This is a genomic window from Pseudomonas sp. efr-133-TYG-103a (assembly GCF_030209235.1).
Classification (GTDB): Bacteria; Pseudomonadota; Gammaproteobacteria; order Pseudomonadales; family Pseudomonadaceae; genus Aquipseudomonas.
In genome coordinates, this window is sequence record NZ_JARVSK010000036.1 from 1 (window position 1) to 15476 (window position 15476).

General features: G+C 60.4%; 20 protein-coding genes. 8 read left to right on the forward strand and 12 right to left on the reverse strand.

What is annotated here, in order from left to right; genetic code table 11:
• Positions 1-439 precede the first annotated feature (439 nt).
• From QRN36_RS24765 to cysZ, 3 genes are all read right to left on the reverse strand, one after another.
• Positions 440-1606, reverse strand: a complete 1167-nt coding sequence (locus QRN36_RS24765) for a glycosyltransferase family 1 protein (protein WP_285426447.1) — start codon at positions 1604-1606, stop codon at positions 440-442.
• 160 nt (positions 1607-1766) lie between these two features.
• Positions 1767-2072, reverse strand: a complete 306-nt coding sequence (locus QRN36_RS24770) for a hypothetical protein (protein WP_285426448.1) — start codon at positions 2070-2072, stop codon at positions 1767-1769.
• Between the two features lie 196 nt (positions 2073-2268).
• Positions 2269-3024, reverse strand: a complete 756-nt coding sequence (cysZ, locus tag QRN36_RS24775; RefSeq protein ID WP_285426449.1) for a sulfate transporter CysZ — start codon at positions 3022-3024, stop codon at positions 2269-2271.
• Positions 3025-3285: 261 nt separating this feature from the next.
• On the opposite strand from cysZ, the gene QRN36_RS24780 reads away from it, so the two are divergent.
• Positions 3286-3885, forward strand: coding sequence for a peroxiredoxin (locus QRN36_RS24780; protein ID WP_285426450.1), 600 nt, complete (start codon positions 3286-3288; stop codon positions 3883-3885).
• 169 nt (positions 3886-4054) lie between these two features.
• The gene (gene trxB, locus QRN36_RS24785) at positions 4055-5017 is read left to right on the forward strand and encodes a thioredoxin-disulfide reductase (RefSeq protein ID WP_285426451.1); all 963 of its coding nucleotides are present in this window, start codon (positions 4055-4057) and stop codon (positions 5015-5017) included.
• Positions 5018-5234: 217 nt separating this feature from the next.
• Here the strand turns inward: trxB and QRN36_RS24790 are convergent, their stop codons facing one another.
• The 6 genes from QRN36_RS24790 to QRN36_RS24815 form a co-directional block, all read right to left on the reverse strand.
• Positions 5235-5576, reverse strand: coding sequence for a HopJ type III effector protein (locus QRN36_RS24790; protein WP_285426452.1), 342 nt, complete (start codon positions 5574-5576; stop codon positions 5235-5237).
• Positions 5569-5865, reverse strand: a complete 297-nt coding sequence (locus QRN36_RS24795; RefSeq protein ID WP_093462245.1) for a DUF1244 domain-containing protein — start codon at positions 5863-5865, stop codon at positions 5569-5571. The genes QRN36_RS24790 and QRN36_RS24795 overlap by 8 nt, the downstream gene beginning before the upstream one ends.
• Before the next feature lie 167 nt (positions 5866-6032).
• Complete coding sequence (gene folX, locus QRN36_RS24800; RefSeq protein WP_285426453.1) at positions 6033-6404, reverse strand: dihydroneopterin triphosphate 2'-epimerase; 372 nt, start codon at positions 6402-6404, stop codon at positions 6033-6035.
• 3 nt (positions 6405-6407) lie between these two features.
• A complete protein-coding gene (folE, locus tag QRN36_RS24805) occupies positions 6408-6968 on the reverse strand; it encodes a GTP cyclohydrolase I FolE (protein WP_285426454.1) in 561 nt (186 codons plus the stop codon).
• Positions 6969-6989: 21 nt separating this feature from the next.
• Positions 6990-7700 carry a dihydromonapterin reductase gene (gene folM / locus QRN36_RS24810; RefSeq protein WP_285426455.1) on the reverse strand — a complete coding sequence of 237 codons (711 nt, stop codon included), beginning with the start codon at positions 7698-7700 and terminating at the stop codon, positions 6990-6992.
• 219 nt (positions 7701-7919) lie between these two features.
• Complete coding sequence (locus QRN36_RS24815) at positions 7920-8489, reverse strand: antibiotic biosynthesis monooxygenase (RefSeq protein ID WP_285426456.1); 570 nt, start codon at positions 8487-8489, stop codon at positions 7920-7922.
• Between the two features lie 211 nt (positions 8490-8700).
• Between QRN36_RS24815 and QRN36_RS24820 the strand changes: the two genes are divergently transcribed.
• Positions 8701-9651 carry a MerR family transcriptional regulator gene (locus QRN36_RS24820; protein WP_285426457.1) on the forward strand — a complete coding sequence of 317 codons (951 nt, stop codon included), beginning with the start codon at positions 8701-8703 and terminating at the stop codon, positions 9649-9651.
• Between the two features lie 61 nt (positions 9652-9712).
• Here QRN36_RS24820 and QRN36_RS24825 read toward each other — a convergent pair whose 3' ends face one another.
• Positions 9713-10318 (reverse strand): hypothetical protein, encoded by a 606-nt coding sequence (locus QRN36_RS24825; RefSeq protein ID WP_093462230.1) that lies wholly within the window; start codon positions 10316-10318, stop codon positions 9713-9715.
• Positions 10319-10400: 82 nt separating this feature from the next.
• Entirely contained in the window at positions 10401-10847 is a 447-nt protein-coding gene (locus tag QRN36_RS24830) for a PAS domain-containing protein (RefSeq protein ID WP_093462227.1), read from the reverse strand.
• A gap of 99 nt (positions 10848-10946) precedes the next feature.
• On the opposite strand from QRN36_RS24830, the gene QRN36_RS24835 reads away from it, so the two are divergent.
• Entirely contained in the window at positions 10947-11402 is a 456-nt protein-coding gene (locus tag QRN36_RS24835) for a flavodoxin (protein ID WP_285426458.1), read from the forward strand.
• Here QRN36_RS24835 and QRN36_RS24840 read toward each other — a convergent pair.
• Positions 11383-12294, reverse strand: a complete 912-nt coding sequence (locus QRN36_RS24840; protein ID WP_285426459.1) for a LysR family transcriptional regulator — start codon at positions 12292-12294, stop codon at positions 11383-11385. The two genes, QRN36_RS24835 and QRN36_RS24840, sit on opposite strands and share 20 nt — an antisense overlap.
• A gap of 139 nt (positions 12295-12433) precedes the next feature.
• Here QRN36_RS24840 and QRN36_RS24845 point away from each other — a divergent pair, with 139 nt between their 5' ends.
• The 4 genes from QRN36_RS24845 to QRN36_RS24860 all read left to right on the forward strand — a co-directional run bounded on the left by QRN36_RS24845 (position 12434) and on the right by QRN36_RS24860 (position 15420).
• Positions 12434-12823 (forward strand): CidA/LrgA family protein, encoded by a 390-nt coding sequence (locus QRN36_RS24845; RefSeq protein ID WP_285426460.1) that lies wholly within the window; start codon positions 12434-12436, stop codon positions 12821-12823.
• On the forward strand, positions 12820-13506 hold the full coding sequence (locus QRN36_RS24850; protein ID WP_285426461.1) for an LrgB family protein: 687 nt from the start codon (positions 12820-12822) through the stop codon (positions 13504-13506). The genes QRN36_RS24845 and QRN36_RS24850 overlap by 4 nt, the downstream gene beginning before the upstream one ends.
• A 154-nt stretch (positions 13507-13660) precedes the next feature.
• A complete protein-coding gene (locus QRN36_RS24855) occupies positions 13661-14446 on the forward strand; it encodes a class II aldolase/adducin family protein (protein ID WP_285426512.1) in 786 nt (261 codons plus the stop codon).
• The gene (locus QRN36_RS24860) at positions 14446-15420 is read left to right on the forward strand and encodes an alpha/beta fold hydrolase (protein ID WP_285426462.1); all 975 of its coding nucleotides are present in this window, start codon (positions 14446-14448) and stop codon (positions 15418-15420) included. Before QRN36_RS24855 ends, QRN36_RS24860 begins: the two co-directional genes overlap by 1 nt.
• Positions 15421-15476: the final 56 nt, after the last annotated feature.

Consider the following 15476-nt stretch of genomic DNA (forward strand, 5'->3'; position numbering starts at 1 on the left):
TTGATACTCCTACATCATGGTCCATAAATATTGAGCCACAACAGCTTGCCCGCGAATCGGTGGTTCAGTCGCTGAAGGTGTGGCGCCAGTACCGGCCTCTTCGTGAGCAAGCTCACTCCCACAGGTTCAGCGTTGACTCTGGCGATCCAGACCGCCCACCTGGTGGGAGCGAGCTTGCTCGCGATGGCTGATTTCCAGACGCTGCAACTCCACAGCCTGAATCGGCCTTTTCCCGGCTGAAGCCGGTCCTACAGACGCTGCAGGTTTTTCGTAGGACCGGCTTTAGCCGGGAAGGCGTCGGGTGTTGTGCCGTTGATCGCAGGTGGTTTATAGACAGCTGGCTCACTGCCACAGGTTCAGCGTTGACTGTGGCGATCCAGACCGCCCACCTTGTAGGAGCGTGCTTGCTCGCGAAAAGTCGGACCATCCATCGCCCACGCTACATCCCCACCACAACCCCTTCCTGCGTTTCGCTCGCCGCGCGCAGGTAGCATTCGAACGCTTCGATCACGCCCGCCCAGCCTTGCCGGCTGGCGTGTTGCCGGGCGTTCAATCGCACGCGTCGCAGTGTCTCGTCGTCTTCGAGCATCCATCGTGCGGCGTCGATAAAACCTTCTTCGTCGCCCGGCATGGCGACGGCGCCGTTGTGTCCGTGACGGATATGCTGGGCCGCTGCGGCTTCGTCGTAGGCAACGACGCCAAGCCCTGAGGCCAAGGCTTCCAGCACCACGTTGCCGAACGTCTCGGTCAGGCTGGGGAACAGAAACAGGTCTCCGGACGCATAAAGCGTCGCCAACGCTTCACCGCGCTGGGCCCCGCAGAAAATCGCATCCGGCATTTGCTCCTGCAATGTCGCGCGCACCGGGCCGTCGCCGACAATCACCAGCTTCAGGTTTTTCTCGGGATATTCACTGACAAGCGAGTCGAACGTGGTCTTTAGCAAGCCCAGATTCTTTTCCAGTGCCAGTCGGCCGACATGCAGAACCGCGGTGTCGCCGGGTTCCAGCCCCCAGGATTCACGCAGGGAGGTGGAGCGCCTGGACGGATGAAAAAGTTGGCAATCCACGCCCCGCGACAGCAATTCCAGGCGCTCGAAGCCGCGCCGCTCGAGCTCGTTTTTCTGAGTGACACTGGGCACCAGCGTGGCAGCGGAGCGGTTATGAAACCAGCGCAGGTACGAGGTCAGCAGGCGAGTAATGAAACCCAGCCCATACTGCCGCGTGTACTGCTGAAAGTTGGTGTGGAAACCGCTGACGATCGCAATCCGCAAACGGCGCGCCGCCCGCAGCGCAGAAAGGCCCAAGGGACCTTCGGTAGCGATGTAAAGCACATCGGGACGATTGCGCCGCCAGCGCCGCAGCAGCTTGTGCATCGACGACTGCCCCCACTGCAACCCCGGATAGCCCGGAATCGGCCAGCCGCGGCACAGCATCAGATCATCCCCGGCAGCGCGCGAAGGATCGTCCGTCTGCCGAGGCCTGATCACCTCGACCCGATGCCCCCGCGTGCGCAAACCTTCACACAAGCGGCTGAGCGTGTTCGCCACGCCATTGATCTCAGGCGCGTAGGTTTCAGTAATCAGGGTGATATGCAGGGATTTACTCATGACAGCCAGTCTCTGAGCCCCGCATTGCGCTTGCATGGCGGTTGAGTGATGGATTTGTGACGGATGAAACATCTGAAAACAAGAGGCGCTGTCCGGCCGGTTACAGAAACGCCAACCGGCGTCGAACACCGCCTTTGTCCGAGCGCAGAGCGGCGTCCGCTTAGCTGCCCACGAGCAATGGCACTATTCGTGAGCTGCCGATTTTTTCCAGCGCCGCGGCTTCAGGGACGTAGCTGGTCTGCCGAGGATTCAGGCTGACCAACTCCAGATGCGAGCGCGGCCGCACATAGCTGGTGAGTGCTGCGGGTGCTGCCTTGGTCGTTTTTGTCGCAAAATTATCGACGGCCTGCTGCAGCGCTTGCATGAACTTGGGTGCGTGGGGGTCGGCTTTTGGCTTCTTTTCCATCAGAAAAGAGGAGGACGGCAGCGTTGTGCTGTTTGACGCATTGATACGGTTCGATTCCATGGACATGTAACTCCCGATGATGAAAGCGTCAGCCAGGGCAACCCGACTTCGCTCGCCCGGAAGGGGCAATGTCAATGGTGAAACAGACAGCGTGTAGGACGTTGGGAAGACTCCAGTAGGTGTTTTCCTGATTTTTCGGGGAGCTGACGGACGGATCAGGCCGAAAAAAAGCCTCTTTCGAGGCCTTTCTGGTCTGTTACCGAATCCGCTCTGCCAGTGTCTCCGCCCCGCGCTCCCTTACCCAGAACAGCGTCGCGCCGGCCACGGCTGCTGGCATCATCAGGAGGTTGACCACCGGGATCAGCAGCACCAGGTACACGATCCCGCCGAAGCTCATGCTTTGCCAGCGTTTGGCACGCAGCCAGGCGAGCATGTCTTGCCAGCTCATCTTGTGGTTGTCGGCGGGGTAGTCGATGTACTGGATAGCCATCATCCACACGCCGAACAGCAGCCATAACGGCGCGGCGATGATGTTGACGACGGGTATCCACGAAAGGATGAACAGGCCGATGGCCCGTGGCAGAAAATAGCCGAGTTTGCGCATCTCGCGGCTCAGGGTGCGCGGGACCATTTCGATGAGTTCGGCCCAGCTGAAGGCGGGGAAGTCGTCCTTGCCACGGAGTACCACTTCGACTTTTTCAGCAAGAAATCCGTTGAACGGTGCCGCGATGATATTGGCGATCATGGTGAAGGTGAAGAACACCATTAATACGACCAGCACTACGAACAACGGCCACAGGATGTAATTGAGGAAGCTCAGCCAGCTCGGCAGCGAGGGCATGAAGGAATCGACCCACAGGCTGAATTCGTGACCTGCGAAGTAGATCAGAGCGCTGAACAGCACCAGGTTGATGGCCAGCGGTAATAGAACGAACAGGCGAAGCCCGGGGCTGAGGACCAGTTTAAGGCCTTCGCGCAGGTATTGCGGACCGGACAGGGCGGGTGCAGGCATGGTGGCCTCCAGCGGTTGAAGTCGCGCCGACCTTACCGGCTTTGTCGCGGGCGCGGAAGCTGGACGGGCGTCATGACATTCGCCGAAACAATCTCTGGCCGAGAAAGTCTATCGACAGAACCGTGTGGCATCCGATCGGGGATAGGTGGGGTCTATGAGCTGGATTGTGAATCGATATTTCCTTAATCTCTGCCGCCCCGATAAGCTTGCGGGCAACTTTTAGACCTTTTCCCATTCACTTTGAACCTCGAAGGAGTATTGATGAGCGTTCTGGTAAACAAACAAGCCCCTGATTTTGAAGCAGCGGCCGTACTGGGTGACGGTTCGATCGTCGACAGCTTCAAGCTGTCGTCCTTGAAAGGCAAATACGTTGTGCTGTTTTTCTGGCCACTGGACTTCACGTTCGTGTGCCCGTCGGAGATCATTGCCCACAACAACCGCATCGATAAATTCCGTGAGCTGGGCGTTGAAGTCGTCGGCGTGTCCGTCGACTCGCACTTCACCCACGCTGCATGGCGCAACACGCCGGTGGAGAAGGGCGGTATCGGTGAAGTCGAATTCACCATGGTTGCCGACATCAAGCACGAGATCACTCGCGCTTACGGTATCGAACACGACGACGGCGTCGCGCTGCGCGGTTCGTTCCTGATCGACAAGGCTGGCGTCGTTCAGCATCAGGTGGTGAACAACCTGCCGCTGGGCCGCGACGTGGACGACATGGTGCGTCTGGTCGAGGCACTGCAGTTCACCGAAGAGCACGGCGAAGTCTGCCCTGCTGGCTGGCGTCCAGGCCAGAAAGGCATGAAAGCCGACGCTTCGGGCGTTGCTGATTATCTGGCTGCAAACGCTAGCAGCTTGTAATACCGTCGCTGCGGCCAAGGTCGCAGCGTCACGATTTCAGGATTGGCGAACGGGTAAACCAAACGGCTTTCATGCTGGCGCCGATCCTTTTTATTCCAGCCGGTGCGCCGGCTTAGACCACAGTGACTCCGACCACACGTGAACGATGGCCGGTCAATAGGAGTGTGTCATGTCTGATGTACGTCATTCCCGAGTGATTATTCTCGGCTCCGGCCCTGCCGGTTACAGCGCTGCGGTCTATGCGGCACGCGCCAACCTCAAGCCGCTGCTGATCACCGGCATGCAGTCCGGTGGTCAGCTGACCACCACCACCGAAGTCGACAACTGGCCGGGCGACCCCCATGGCCTGACCGGCCCGGCGCTCATGGACCGCATGCGTGAACACGCTGAGCGTTTCGAGACCGAGATCGTGTTCGACCACATCAACGCCGTCGATCTGGCTGGCAAGCCGTTCAGCCTGAAGGGCGACAGCGGGACCTACACCTGCGACGCACTGATCATCGCCACTGGCGCCAGCGCTCGCTACCTGGGCCTGCCGTCCGAAGAGACGTTCATGGGCAAGGGTGTTTCGGCCTGCGCAACCTGCGACGGATTCTTCTATCGCAACAAGCCTGTGGCGGTCGTCGGTGGTGGTAACACTGCCGTTGAGGAAGCGCTTTACCTGGCCAATATCGCCAGCAAAGTGACTCTGGTCCACCGTCGTGAGACGTTCCGCGCCGAGAAGATCCTGATCGACAAGCTGCATGCACGTGTGGCGGAAGGCAAGATCGAACTCAAGCTGAACTCGACGCTCGACGAAGTGCTGGGTGACGACATGGGTGTAACCGGTGCGCGCCTGAAGAACAACGACGGCAGCTTCTCGGAGCTGAAAGTCGATGGCGTCTTCATCGCAATCGGTCACACGCCGAACACGTCGCTGTTCGAAGGCCAACTGGCGCTGAAGGACGGCTACATGGTCGTGCAAGGCGGTCGCGAAGGTAATGCGACGGCCACCAGCGTTGAAGGTGTGTTCGCGGCCGGTGACGTGGCTGACCACGTGTACCGCCAGGCAATTACCTCGGCTGGCGCAGGCTGCATGGCGGCACTGGACGTCGAGCGCTACCTGGACGGCCTGGCGAACGCCTCGTTCTGATCCAACGCTTCAAAACAAAAAAAACCGGCCCAAGGGCCGGTTTTTTTGTGTCTGATGATCGCCTTCATAGTAGGAGCGTGGCTTGTCCCGCGATCGGCTGCGCAGCAGTCGTAAAGTCAGCTCCATCGTTGCATCTGGCACACCGCGTACACCGAATCACGACGACTGCGTCGCCGATCGCGGGACAAGCCACGCTCCTACATAGGCGAAGGTGGCGTTACGCCTTGCGAGTCAGCGGCGGTGCGCTGAATTTCACGCCCGCCAGCCCGTTGGCAATCAATGCGCGGATGTTGCCGTGATCGGTGCCTTCGGGCGTTGCAATCACGGAGCGATAGTGTTCGCCGAAGGCCAGTAGCGCTTCTTCGTCGCTCAGCCCTTCCAGCAATGCCAGGCCCAACGTCTTGCACGACCCCTCGTTCTGACCCGCTGCGTTTTCTACCGCACCGTTGCTGAACGCCTGAGGCTGGTAGTCATAATGAGCAGCCACAAAAGCCAGTGTGTCAGCGAAGACGTGCTCGCCGCTTTTCAGGCTGCTGCGCAGGGTGTTCAGGTCAGTCATGTTTCTGTTCCTTGGCGAACGCCGCTTGCTGGTCGGCGCTGGCTTCTTTCTGGTATCTGGATTTCCACTCGCTGTACGGCATGCCGTAGACCACTTCGCGGGCGTCATCGAGGCTGATGTCGATGTGCTTTTCGTCGGCTTCGGCCTTGTACCACTTCGACAGGCAGTTGCGGCAGAAGCCAGCGAGGTTCATCAGGTCGATGTTCTGGACGTCCTTGCGGCTGTCCAGATGCGCGACCAGACGGCGAAAGGCGGCGGCTTCGAGTTCCAGGCGTTGTTGCTCGGTCATGATGGACTCTGTGCGAATGAAGGTGGGGCGGATGATAAGAGTGCGGGGCAGGGTGGGCAATGGTATTCGTCGACCGGATGCATGGGCTGTGGGCGCGGATGAATGCGCGCCCACCGAAGCGATGCCCTAATCGGGAATACCAGCGCGCGATGCTCAGCGCCTGATGCTCAGCGTTCCGCGGCGAGGGTAATGGACACCGATTCAGCGAAGCGCAGTGCGTGGGGCTTGTCGACTTCCACCTCGGCGTACTGCACCGCCTCGTGGCTCATCACCAGGTCCAGCACTTCCTGAGTCAGGCGTTCGAGCAGGGCGAAGCGGTTGCTTTCCACGTGCTGAATAATCGCCTTGGTGATCGTGCGGTAATTGAGGGCGTGATCGATATCGTTATCGCGCACCGCTTCCTGAGCCGCATACAGGATCGTCAGATTGATCAGAACGTCCTGTTTGTTGAGGATCTCATCCTCATTGATGCCGATATAAGTGCGCAGGCACAGGTCTTTCACCCGAATGCGTGCGGTGCCTGGTTCAAGTCTTGCCATGGACTACTTGCTCCGTCCGATCAATTGCAGAAATTCCATGCGCGTCGTGGTGGATTCGCGAAAGGCGCCGAGCATCACCGAGGTGTTCATGGTCGAGTTCTGCTTTTCGACGCCGCGCATCATCATGCACATGTGTTGGGCTTCGATGACTACCGCCACGCCCGCAGCGTGGGTCACGCCCTGGATCGCATCGGCAATCTGCCGCGTGAGGTTTTCCTGGATCTGCAGGCGCCGGGCGAACATGTCGACGATCCGGGCGATCTTCGAAAGCCCCAGCACCTTGCCGGTCGGAATGTAAGCCACGTGGGCCTTGCCGATGAAGGGCAGCAGGTGGTGCTCGCACAGGGAATACAACTCGATGTCCTTGACGATCACCATCTCGTCGTTGTCGGACGCAAACAGCGCGCCGTTGACGATTTCCTCAAGCGTCTGATCATAGCCATGACACAGATACTGCATCGCCTTGGCCGCGCGCTTGGGCGTGTCCAGCAACCCTTCGCGCTCGGGATCTTCACCCAGGCCAACGAGGATTTCGCGGTAGTGCTGTGGCAGTGACAAAGTCATTAAGTGGGTCCTCGGGGCGGCTTACTTGACGTGCCGTCCGCCGTTCAGGGTCAGAGTGGTGCCGGTAACGTACGGGTTATCCATCAGATAGCGAAGGCTCTGGTAGATCACCTCGGCGCCGGGTTCGATGCCCAGCGCGGATTTGGCCAGCGTTCTTGCGCGATACGCCGCGTCGTCGTCGGGTTGGAACATCAGCATGGCCGGGGCGATGCCATTGACCTTGATATGGGGCGCGAATCTGGCGGCGAACGACAGCGTCAGATTCTCCAGCCCCGCTTTGCTTGCACTGTAGGCGATATGTTTGCTGCTGCCTTTGCGCGTGACGTCATCGCCAATGTGCACGATGTCGGCCACTTCGCTGCGCTGCAACAGCTCGGCGCAGTGCAGATTGATCAGGTACGGCGCCAGCATGTGGACGCTGAACAGGCGAGTGAATACTTCGGCCTCGTCGCCCGGCGTCTCGGCGAGCCAGTCCGACGCGTTGTGCACGATCGCGCGCAGGCTGTCGGTCTGCGCTTTGAGCTGCGCGATGAAATTCATCACGCTTTCTTGCGATGAAAAATCGGCCTGAATCACCACCGCGCCCAGCTCTTTCAGGCGCTGCACGCCCGGTCGCTCGCTGCGATAGCTGATGATCACCGGCTGGCTTTCGTGCAGCAGGCGTTCGGCGCAGTGAAGACCGACGCGCTGACTGGCGCCCGTGATCAGGACTGGGGCAGGAGAGGAAGCCATGGCTGCTCACGTGGTCATCAAGGAAGAAGAGAGACGGCGGCCAGTCGAATTCGAGTCTGCGGCGAGCTGCTTTCATTGCGCCATCAGAGAATGACCGTCCGGGGCAAAGTTAACCCAATGGTCAGTGGTGTACAACTGTAGGGTATGAGCGCGGCGCCGGTATGCGCGGTGATCGCGGGAAAGCCGCCAATGGGCTCCCGCGAAAACCGCGGCGTGAGGTCAGCGGGTCGAGGCCGACTCTGCGGCGGCGGTGGGCACCTGAACATGGTTGTTCAGCCAGCCCGACAGAAGATGGGTCGACAGCGGGATGAACCAGAACACCATCAACGGCGTCAGGATCAGGGTGCTGATCATGATGCGCGGCAGCAATTCCAGCTGACCCAGCAAAGGGCCCAGCACGTAATTGAAGATCAGCGAGACCGGGAAGAACGCCAGCCAGATCGCGACGGCCTGTTTCCAGCGCGGCGGGCGCTGACCAACGGTACCGAACCAGCCGTCCATGCCTCGTACGCGATGCACGGAATTCTTGGCAAACAGGCCGCTGCCGCGCACCAACCATGAGCGTCGGGACGCAGAATGCTCCCAGGCGTGCATCGTGGCCTCATCGGCAAAGCGGAAAATAATCTGGAATTCGTCATCTCCCGGAGGCGGCGCAAGTACGCCAGAGCCAAGGTAGCCGGGAAAGTCTGTAGCGAGCTGTTCGCCTTCATGCAGCCAGGCAATCAGTTCCTGATAGCGGCCATGGGCGACGCGACGGGCAACCATCAGCGTGACGGGTGAGGTAGACATTGTGTATCTCCGATAACGAGTGAGCTTCCCGGGTAGGGAAATCACATGACGCAGTGCCGGGGTGGTGGCGTCGCGTCAGCTTCACTGGAAAAGCAAGCAAGGATTATTCCTGATTCCCTGAATAAAGCCATCTGTCTTCGTCGGACAACGCGCCTTTTTGCCACTCGGCGCCGCTACAATGCGGCCGAATCCTACAAAGATCTGGCCCGCCATGACTCAAATGCTTTCTGACTCGCGCGGCATCGACGAACTCAAACACACCGAGCTGTTTCCGATCCGCGAAGTGTCGCGTCTGACTGGCGTCAATCCAGTCACGCTGCGGGCGTGGGAGCGTCGCTACGGCCTGATTTCGCCTACCCGCACTGAAAGCGGCCATCGGCTTTATTCCCAGGCCGATATCGACAACATCCGCACCATCACCGACTGGATCGAGCGCGGCGTGTCGGTGAGCAAGGTCGGCAAGATCCTCGCCGGCATCGGCGGGCTGGGGGCTCAAGAACGAGCGCTGCACAGCGTGATCGATGCCGCCGAACAGCACAGCTGGCAAGCTCAGGTGCGTCAGGCGGTCAACGAATTCGACGAGAACCGCCTGGACCAACTCTATGGTCAGATCTTTTCGACGTACCCGTTGCCGGTCGTGTTTCAGGAATTATTGATGCCGGTGTGGCGCGAGTTCGCTGCGCGGCATGACGGTTTCGGGCAGATCAGCGAATGGCTGTTTCTGGACAGCTTCCTGCGGGCGCGCACCCTGCAGCGGGTGCAACTGACGCGAGGTTCGGCCAGTCAGCGTGTGTTGTTGGCGTCGATGCCAGGCGGGTGCCGTGAGCTGGAGTTGTGGGTGGCGGGCATTCTGATGAGCACCAGCGACGTGGCTGTCAGCGTGCTTGCTCCCGGGCAGCCCCTTGAAGAACTGAGCCTGGTTTGCAGCAAAATGCGGCCGCAGGCGCTGGTGCTCTTCTCAAACTCGCTGCCGACTGCCGACACGCCAAAGAAGCTGGTTCGTCTGGGTCTGAGCCTGAACTGCCCGTTGCTGCTGGCCGGGGAAATCGCCGACATGGCCCTGGACAGTCTCAACGGCACTGCCATCGGCTGCCTCGGCAGCGAAGGCCAATTGATGCAGCGACGCTTGCAGTTATTTCTGGCGGGACGACTGGATACGTGAAGGCACGCTGAGCGCTGCGCGGCCAATGCCGAATGCGGCCAGCCGCCTGCGACGCGTTACGTCACAGGTGCATCGAGGGATGGATCTTGCGATGCTGCTGGAGGATGTACTGGCGCAGGCGCTCAGTGTCTTCCTTGCTGTTCTGGCTCAATCGATAAGCCGCCAGGCCTTGCTCGGTCAGGCGTTCGAACGTGCCGCGCAGCGCGATGGGCGCATGGCCGGGCGGTGTGAACCACGCTGAGAAGTACTTGGGCGGTTTGGTCTGCTTGCGGTTTTCGAGCAGGATGCCTTTGAACGAAATCTCGTGAACCCAGAGCGCTGTGAGCGAGCCTTTTTCGGTCTCGAGTGCCATCGGTTCCGGCAGCGTCAGGCGCCATGGACGAATACGCGGGCCTTCTTCAAAAATGCTCGGCGCGCCGAGCTCAAGGTGCAGCGCGTGGAATTCGTCTTCGACCAGATGCAGCGGGAAGGTCATCTGTTGGTTGTCGAACTGGGCCTGGATGGTCACCTGCTCATGTGCGGCCAGACGCGTCAGCAGATCCTGAATCTGCACGCCGCCGTTAACCACCAGGCTGCGGGACTTGTCACGCAGGTTCAGCTTGGGGTTGCGCTGCATGTTCTGGATGAAGTCCAGCTCATCCTGCGTGAGGATATTGTCGCGCTGCATGTTCGAGCTCGATTTACCGGTTATTGAGAAAGCAGACCAAAAATTCGCTGTTTTGTTGCTGCCGTTCGTCAGTTACAGGACGTTACCGTTTCAGCGCTTCAATCTCTGCACGAGCTTGCGCCAGTTCCGCCTGCAATTCGACAACTTTCTGTTGCGCCAGCACGTGCTCGGTCACGTCCTTCTGGATGCCGATGTAATACATCAACTTTTCCGCATCGTTGAACACTGGCGTGATCGACAGCTCATTCCAGAAGGACGTGCCATCCTTGCGATAGTTGCGCAGGATCTGACGACAGGGCTGACCTTTGGCAAGCGCCTGACGAATGACCTTTCTGGCCAGCTGATTGCGCTCGTCACCCTGAAGAAAACGGCAGTCCTTATAAAGGATGTCCTGCGCGCTGTAACCGGTCAGGCGCTCGAAGGCTTTGTTGACGTAGATGAGAATGTCGTCATCGCCTTCGTGCTCGGCTACCACGATTCCGTCGTTGGACTCGTCGACGACCAGTTGCAGCAGTTTTGCGTTGATCACTGAATGCTCCTCCCTGGCATTACGAAGGCGGCATTCTAAGACATTGCGCCGCTCTGGGGCATAATGCCGCACGATTTTACTCAGTCACAGGATCGCACAATGAAAGTCGCCATTGTTTCAGGCTCGGTGTACGGCTCGGCCGAAGAAGTCGCCCGTCACGCCCAAGACATCATCAAGGACGCCGGCCATGAGGTCTTCTTCAACCCGCGCGCAACGCTGGCCGATCTGCAGGCGTTTGCTCCGCAGGCCTTGCTGGCCGTGACTTCGACCACCGGGGTGGGCGAGCTGCCGGACAACATCCTCCCGCTGTACAGCCAGTTGCGCGACACGTTGCCGGCGGCATGGCGCGGTCTGCCGGGCGGTGTGATCGCTCTGGGGGATGCCAGCTATGGCGACACGTTCTGCGGCGGTGGCGAGCAGATGCGTGAGCTGTTCATGGAGCTGGGTGTTCGCGAAGTGCAGGAGATGCTGCGTCTGGACGCCAGCGAATCGGTGACCCCGGAGAGCGATGCCGAGCCTTGGCTGGCCGGGTTCGTCAGTCAGTTACAGGCGTAAATAAGCCATTGGGCGCCGCCCGCTCACGCAGCAGCGCCAGCCAGGCCTGAGCGGCTTTGGACAGATACGCACCCTTGCGCCAGATGAAAGCAATGTCCCATCGCAAGGTCGGCGGCGCCTTGAGCGTCACGTGCACGACGCCAGGGCGGACCAGCGCCCGCGCCACGACTTGCGGCAGCAGCACCACGCCTTGACCGGCAGCCACCAGCGCCGCCAGAAAATCCGCCTGACCACTGCGCCCGCCTTCTTTGGGCGTGAAGCCAACCTGCTGGCACGCCTGCAGCAGACGATCGTTGAGCACGAAGCTGCGCTGATACAGCAGAAACGGCGTATCCGCCAGCTGGCTCAGTTCGATCTCACTCAGGTTCGCCAGCGGATGACGGGCGGGCAGCAGGGCATCCAGCGGCTCGTCGCAGAAAGGTTGCCAGGCGAAAGCGGGATCGTCCGGCGTCAGGCTGCCGCCCAATTCAAGCTCGCCGCTCATCACGGCCTGCTCGATGGCCCGACTGCCGCCTTCGATCAGATGAATCGTCACGTTCGGGTAACGCCGCCTGTACTCAGCAAACGTCTCGGCGAACAGCGTGTCACTGCCCAGCATCGGCAGCCCCAGATTCAGTTCCCCGCGGGCCAGATGGCTCAGGTCATCCAGCTCTCGCAGCAGGCCGTTGCGCAGCACGAGCATTTCTTCCGCACGGTTGAGCACGATTCTCCCCGCAGCCGTCAGGCTGACTTGCGATCCATGACGATCGAGCAGGGTGACGCCAAGGCTCTCCTCCAGCTGCGCCACCTGCTTGCTCACCGCTGACTGGCTGACATACAGCGTCTTGGCCGCCTGAGTGAAGCCACCTTGGCGCACGACTTCGACAAAGCTGCGCAGTTGCTTGAATTCCATCGCAGAGAAGATTCCTGAATGACCGGTGAGCGCATTGTGACGTTTTGTATTCCGGAATGGAATTCCTGCAAGTCAGACAATTCGTTTTCGAGATTCTAGTGTGGTCGATAGACTGAACTCCCCAGAGGACCGGAATATCATGAAACGCTTGTCTCACTTTTCCCGACTGGTTGTCGAAATCGCCGTCTTGCTGGCGATCTATCAGCTGGGCTGTGAAATCGCGCTGTGGCTGAACTGGCCGATTCCGGGCGGTGTGATCGGTCTGGCGCTGTTGCTGATGACCTTCGCCACCGGCTGGGTGAAACCGGCGACGCTGCAACTGGGCGCGGGATTGCTGCTGGCGGAAATGCTGTTGTTCTTCATCCCGCCGCTGATGAGTCTGCTCGACTACGGCACGCTGGTGCGCACCGATGGCTGGCGGATCATGCTGGTGATCGGCTGCAGCACGTTGTTGGTCATGCTGGTGACGGCGTTTACGGTCGAATTCGTTTGCCGCCTGAAAGAACGTCCCCAGGAGCCGCGCGCATGAAGTTCGAGCCCATGCCGGTGTTCTGGCTCGTGGTGACGGTTGCCGCCTACCTCACCAGTCGCTGGTTGTACCGCCGGACCGGTCGCTACCTGCTGTCGCCATTGATTATGGTGCCCATCGTGTTGCTGGCCATCGCCGTGCCGATGCACACCGCTTACGCCGAATACTCCACGAATACCCATTGGCTGATGCTGGTGCTGGGGCCTGTGACGGTGGCTTTCGCCGTGCCGATCTGGCAACAACGGGCGCTGCTGGCGCGACACTGGCCTGCTTTGTTGATCGGGATGCTCGCAGGCAGCGCGGCGTCGATCGCCAGCTCTTTCGGCCTCTCTCGGGCTCTGGCGCTCGACCCGTCGGTCGCGATGTCCCTTGTGCCTCGCTCCATCACCACGCCCTTTGCGATGCCGCTGGCCCATAACCTGGGCGGCGTGCCGGAGCTGACAGCGGTGTTCGTGATGTGCACCGGCGTCTTCGGCGCGGCGCTTGGCGGCGTGTTGCTCAAATGGCTGCCGCTGCGCACGGCCCTGGCGCGCGGCGCATTGTTTGGCGTGGGCGCGCACGGTGCCGGCGTCAGCCGCGCGCGGGAGGTCGGCGGCGAGGAAGGGTCGGTGGCCGGGCTGGTCATGGTGCTGACCGGCTTGATGAATCTGTTTGCGGCGCCGCTTTTGGTGTGGATGCTCTGAGGCACGCGCTGCAGAGCGCTGCCGGTTTTCGTGACTCGCCAGGCCACTAACGTGGCTGCCAAGGCAAGTAGCGCGCGGCTGGGGGCTGACTAGACTGCTGAGCCTACGAGAGCACGCCACAGCCCGAGGACCGCCGATCGTGAAAGTCGCCCAGGTGTTTACCGATACCCTCAGCTCTTCCAGCAGCCCCGTGAAGGATCAGGTCAGCGACGCCGAATGGCAGACCCGCGTTGATCTTGCCGCGTGTTATCGACTGGTGGCGATGCATGGCTGGGACGATCTGATCTTCACGCACATCTCGGCCAAGGTGCCGGACACCGAAGACTTCCTGATCAACCCGTATGGTCTGATGTTTCACGAGATCACTGCGTCCAGCCTGGTCAAGGTCGATCAGTCGGGCAAGAAACTCATGGACAGCCCGTATGAGATCAACCCTGCCGGCTACACCATTCACAGCGCGGTGCACGAGGTGCGGCATGATGTGAACTGCGTGCTGCATACGCACACCGCGGCCGGCGTCGCTGTTTCGGCTCAGAAGCAAGGTATTTTGCCCATCAGCCAGCAAGCGCTTTTCGTCCTCGCCAGCCTGTCGTATCACGGTTACGAAGGTGTCGCGTTGAATCACGACGAGAAGGCCCGGCTGCAGGCGGATCTGAGCGGCAATAACTTTCTCATGCTCAACAACCACGGGCTGCTGACCTGCGGGTCGAGCATCGCCGACACCTTCTTGATGATGTTCACTTTTCAGCGCGCGTGTGAAATTCAGGTGCTGGCGCAAGGCAGCGGTGCCGAACTGATCGGCATCGACGGACAGATACTGGCGGGAGCCAAAGCGATGATCGCCGGCGTCACGCGCAGTGCCCAAGGCATGGGCGGGCATCTGGCGTGGCCAGCGCTGCTGCGCAAACTCGACCAGTTCTCGCCGGGATACGGCCTGTAATGGGCCTTGCAGAAATCCCGCTCAGTGTCTGGCGCACCCGTGGGCATGATTTCGAGTTTCAGGGACAGGTCATCCGTTACTGGAGCGCGGGGCAGGGCGAGCCTTTATTGCTGTTGCATGGATTCCCGACCGCCAGCTGGGACTGGAATTACCTCTGGCAACCGCTCTCGCGTCAGTATCGTGTGATCGCCTGCGACATGCTGGGCTTCGGCGACTCGGCCAAGCCGCGCGACCATGACTACAGCCTGCTGGAACAGGCAGACCTGCAGCAAGCGTTGCTCGACCATCTGGGCGTCAACCAGCCGGTTCATGTCCTTGCGCATGAATACGGCGGCAATGTCGCTCAGGAACTGCTGGCCCGAGAAGGCGAGGGCCTTTTCAAAATGGCCAGCTGCGTGTTTCTCAACGGCGTGTTATTTCCCGAAACCCATCGGCTACGGCGTGTACACAAATGGTTGCTGGGCCCGCTCGGCTGGCTGGTGGCCCGCCTGTTCGACCGCGCCAGTCTGGACAAAGGCTTCAGCCGGATCTTCGGTCCGGACACCCGGCCGAGCGAAAGTGAACTCGATGATTTCTGGAGCCTCATCACCAGCAACGGCGGGCAACGCATTCTCAACCGCCTGATCACCTACATCCCGGAGCGTATGGCCCAGCGCGACCGCTGGGTGCAGGCCATGCAGCAGACTTCCCTGCCAATGCGCTTGATAAACGGCGTCGCCGACCCTTACGTCGGGACGCGGACTGCCGACCGGTATCGCGAGTTGATACCCGCCGCCGACGCAGTGCTGATCCCCGGGATCGGCCGCTATCCTCACACCGAGTCGCCGGCGTTTCTGTTGCGGCATTACCAGCGGTTTCGCGCCGACATTGCTGAGCGGCGCACGTGTCTCGTGCCCCCGCGTCCTGTCCAGAACGCCCCCCAGCCTGATCATCCCGTTGCGTTATCGAGCACCATTCAGAGTGCCTCGTGTTGATTGTGACCGGTGCCTGACTGGTCGACACTCGATGACTGATTCGCGCGTTCCAGGTC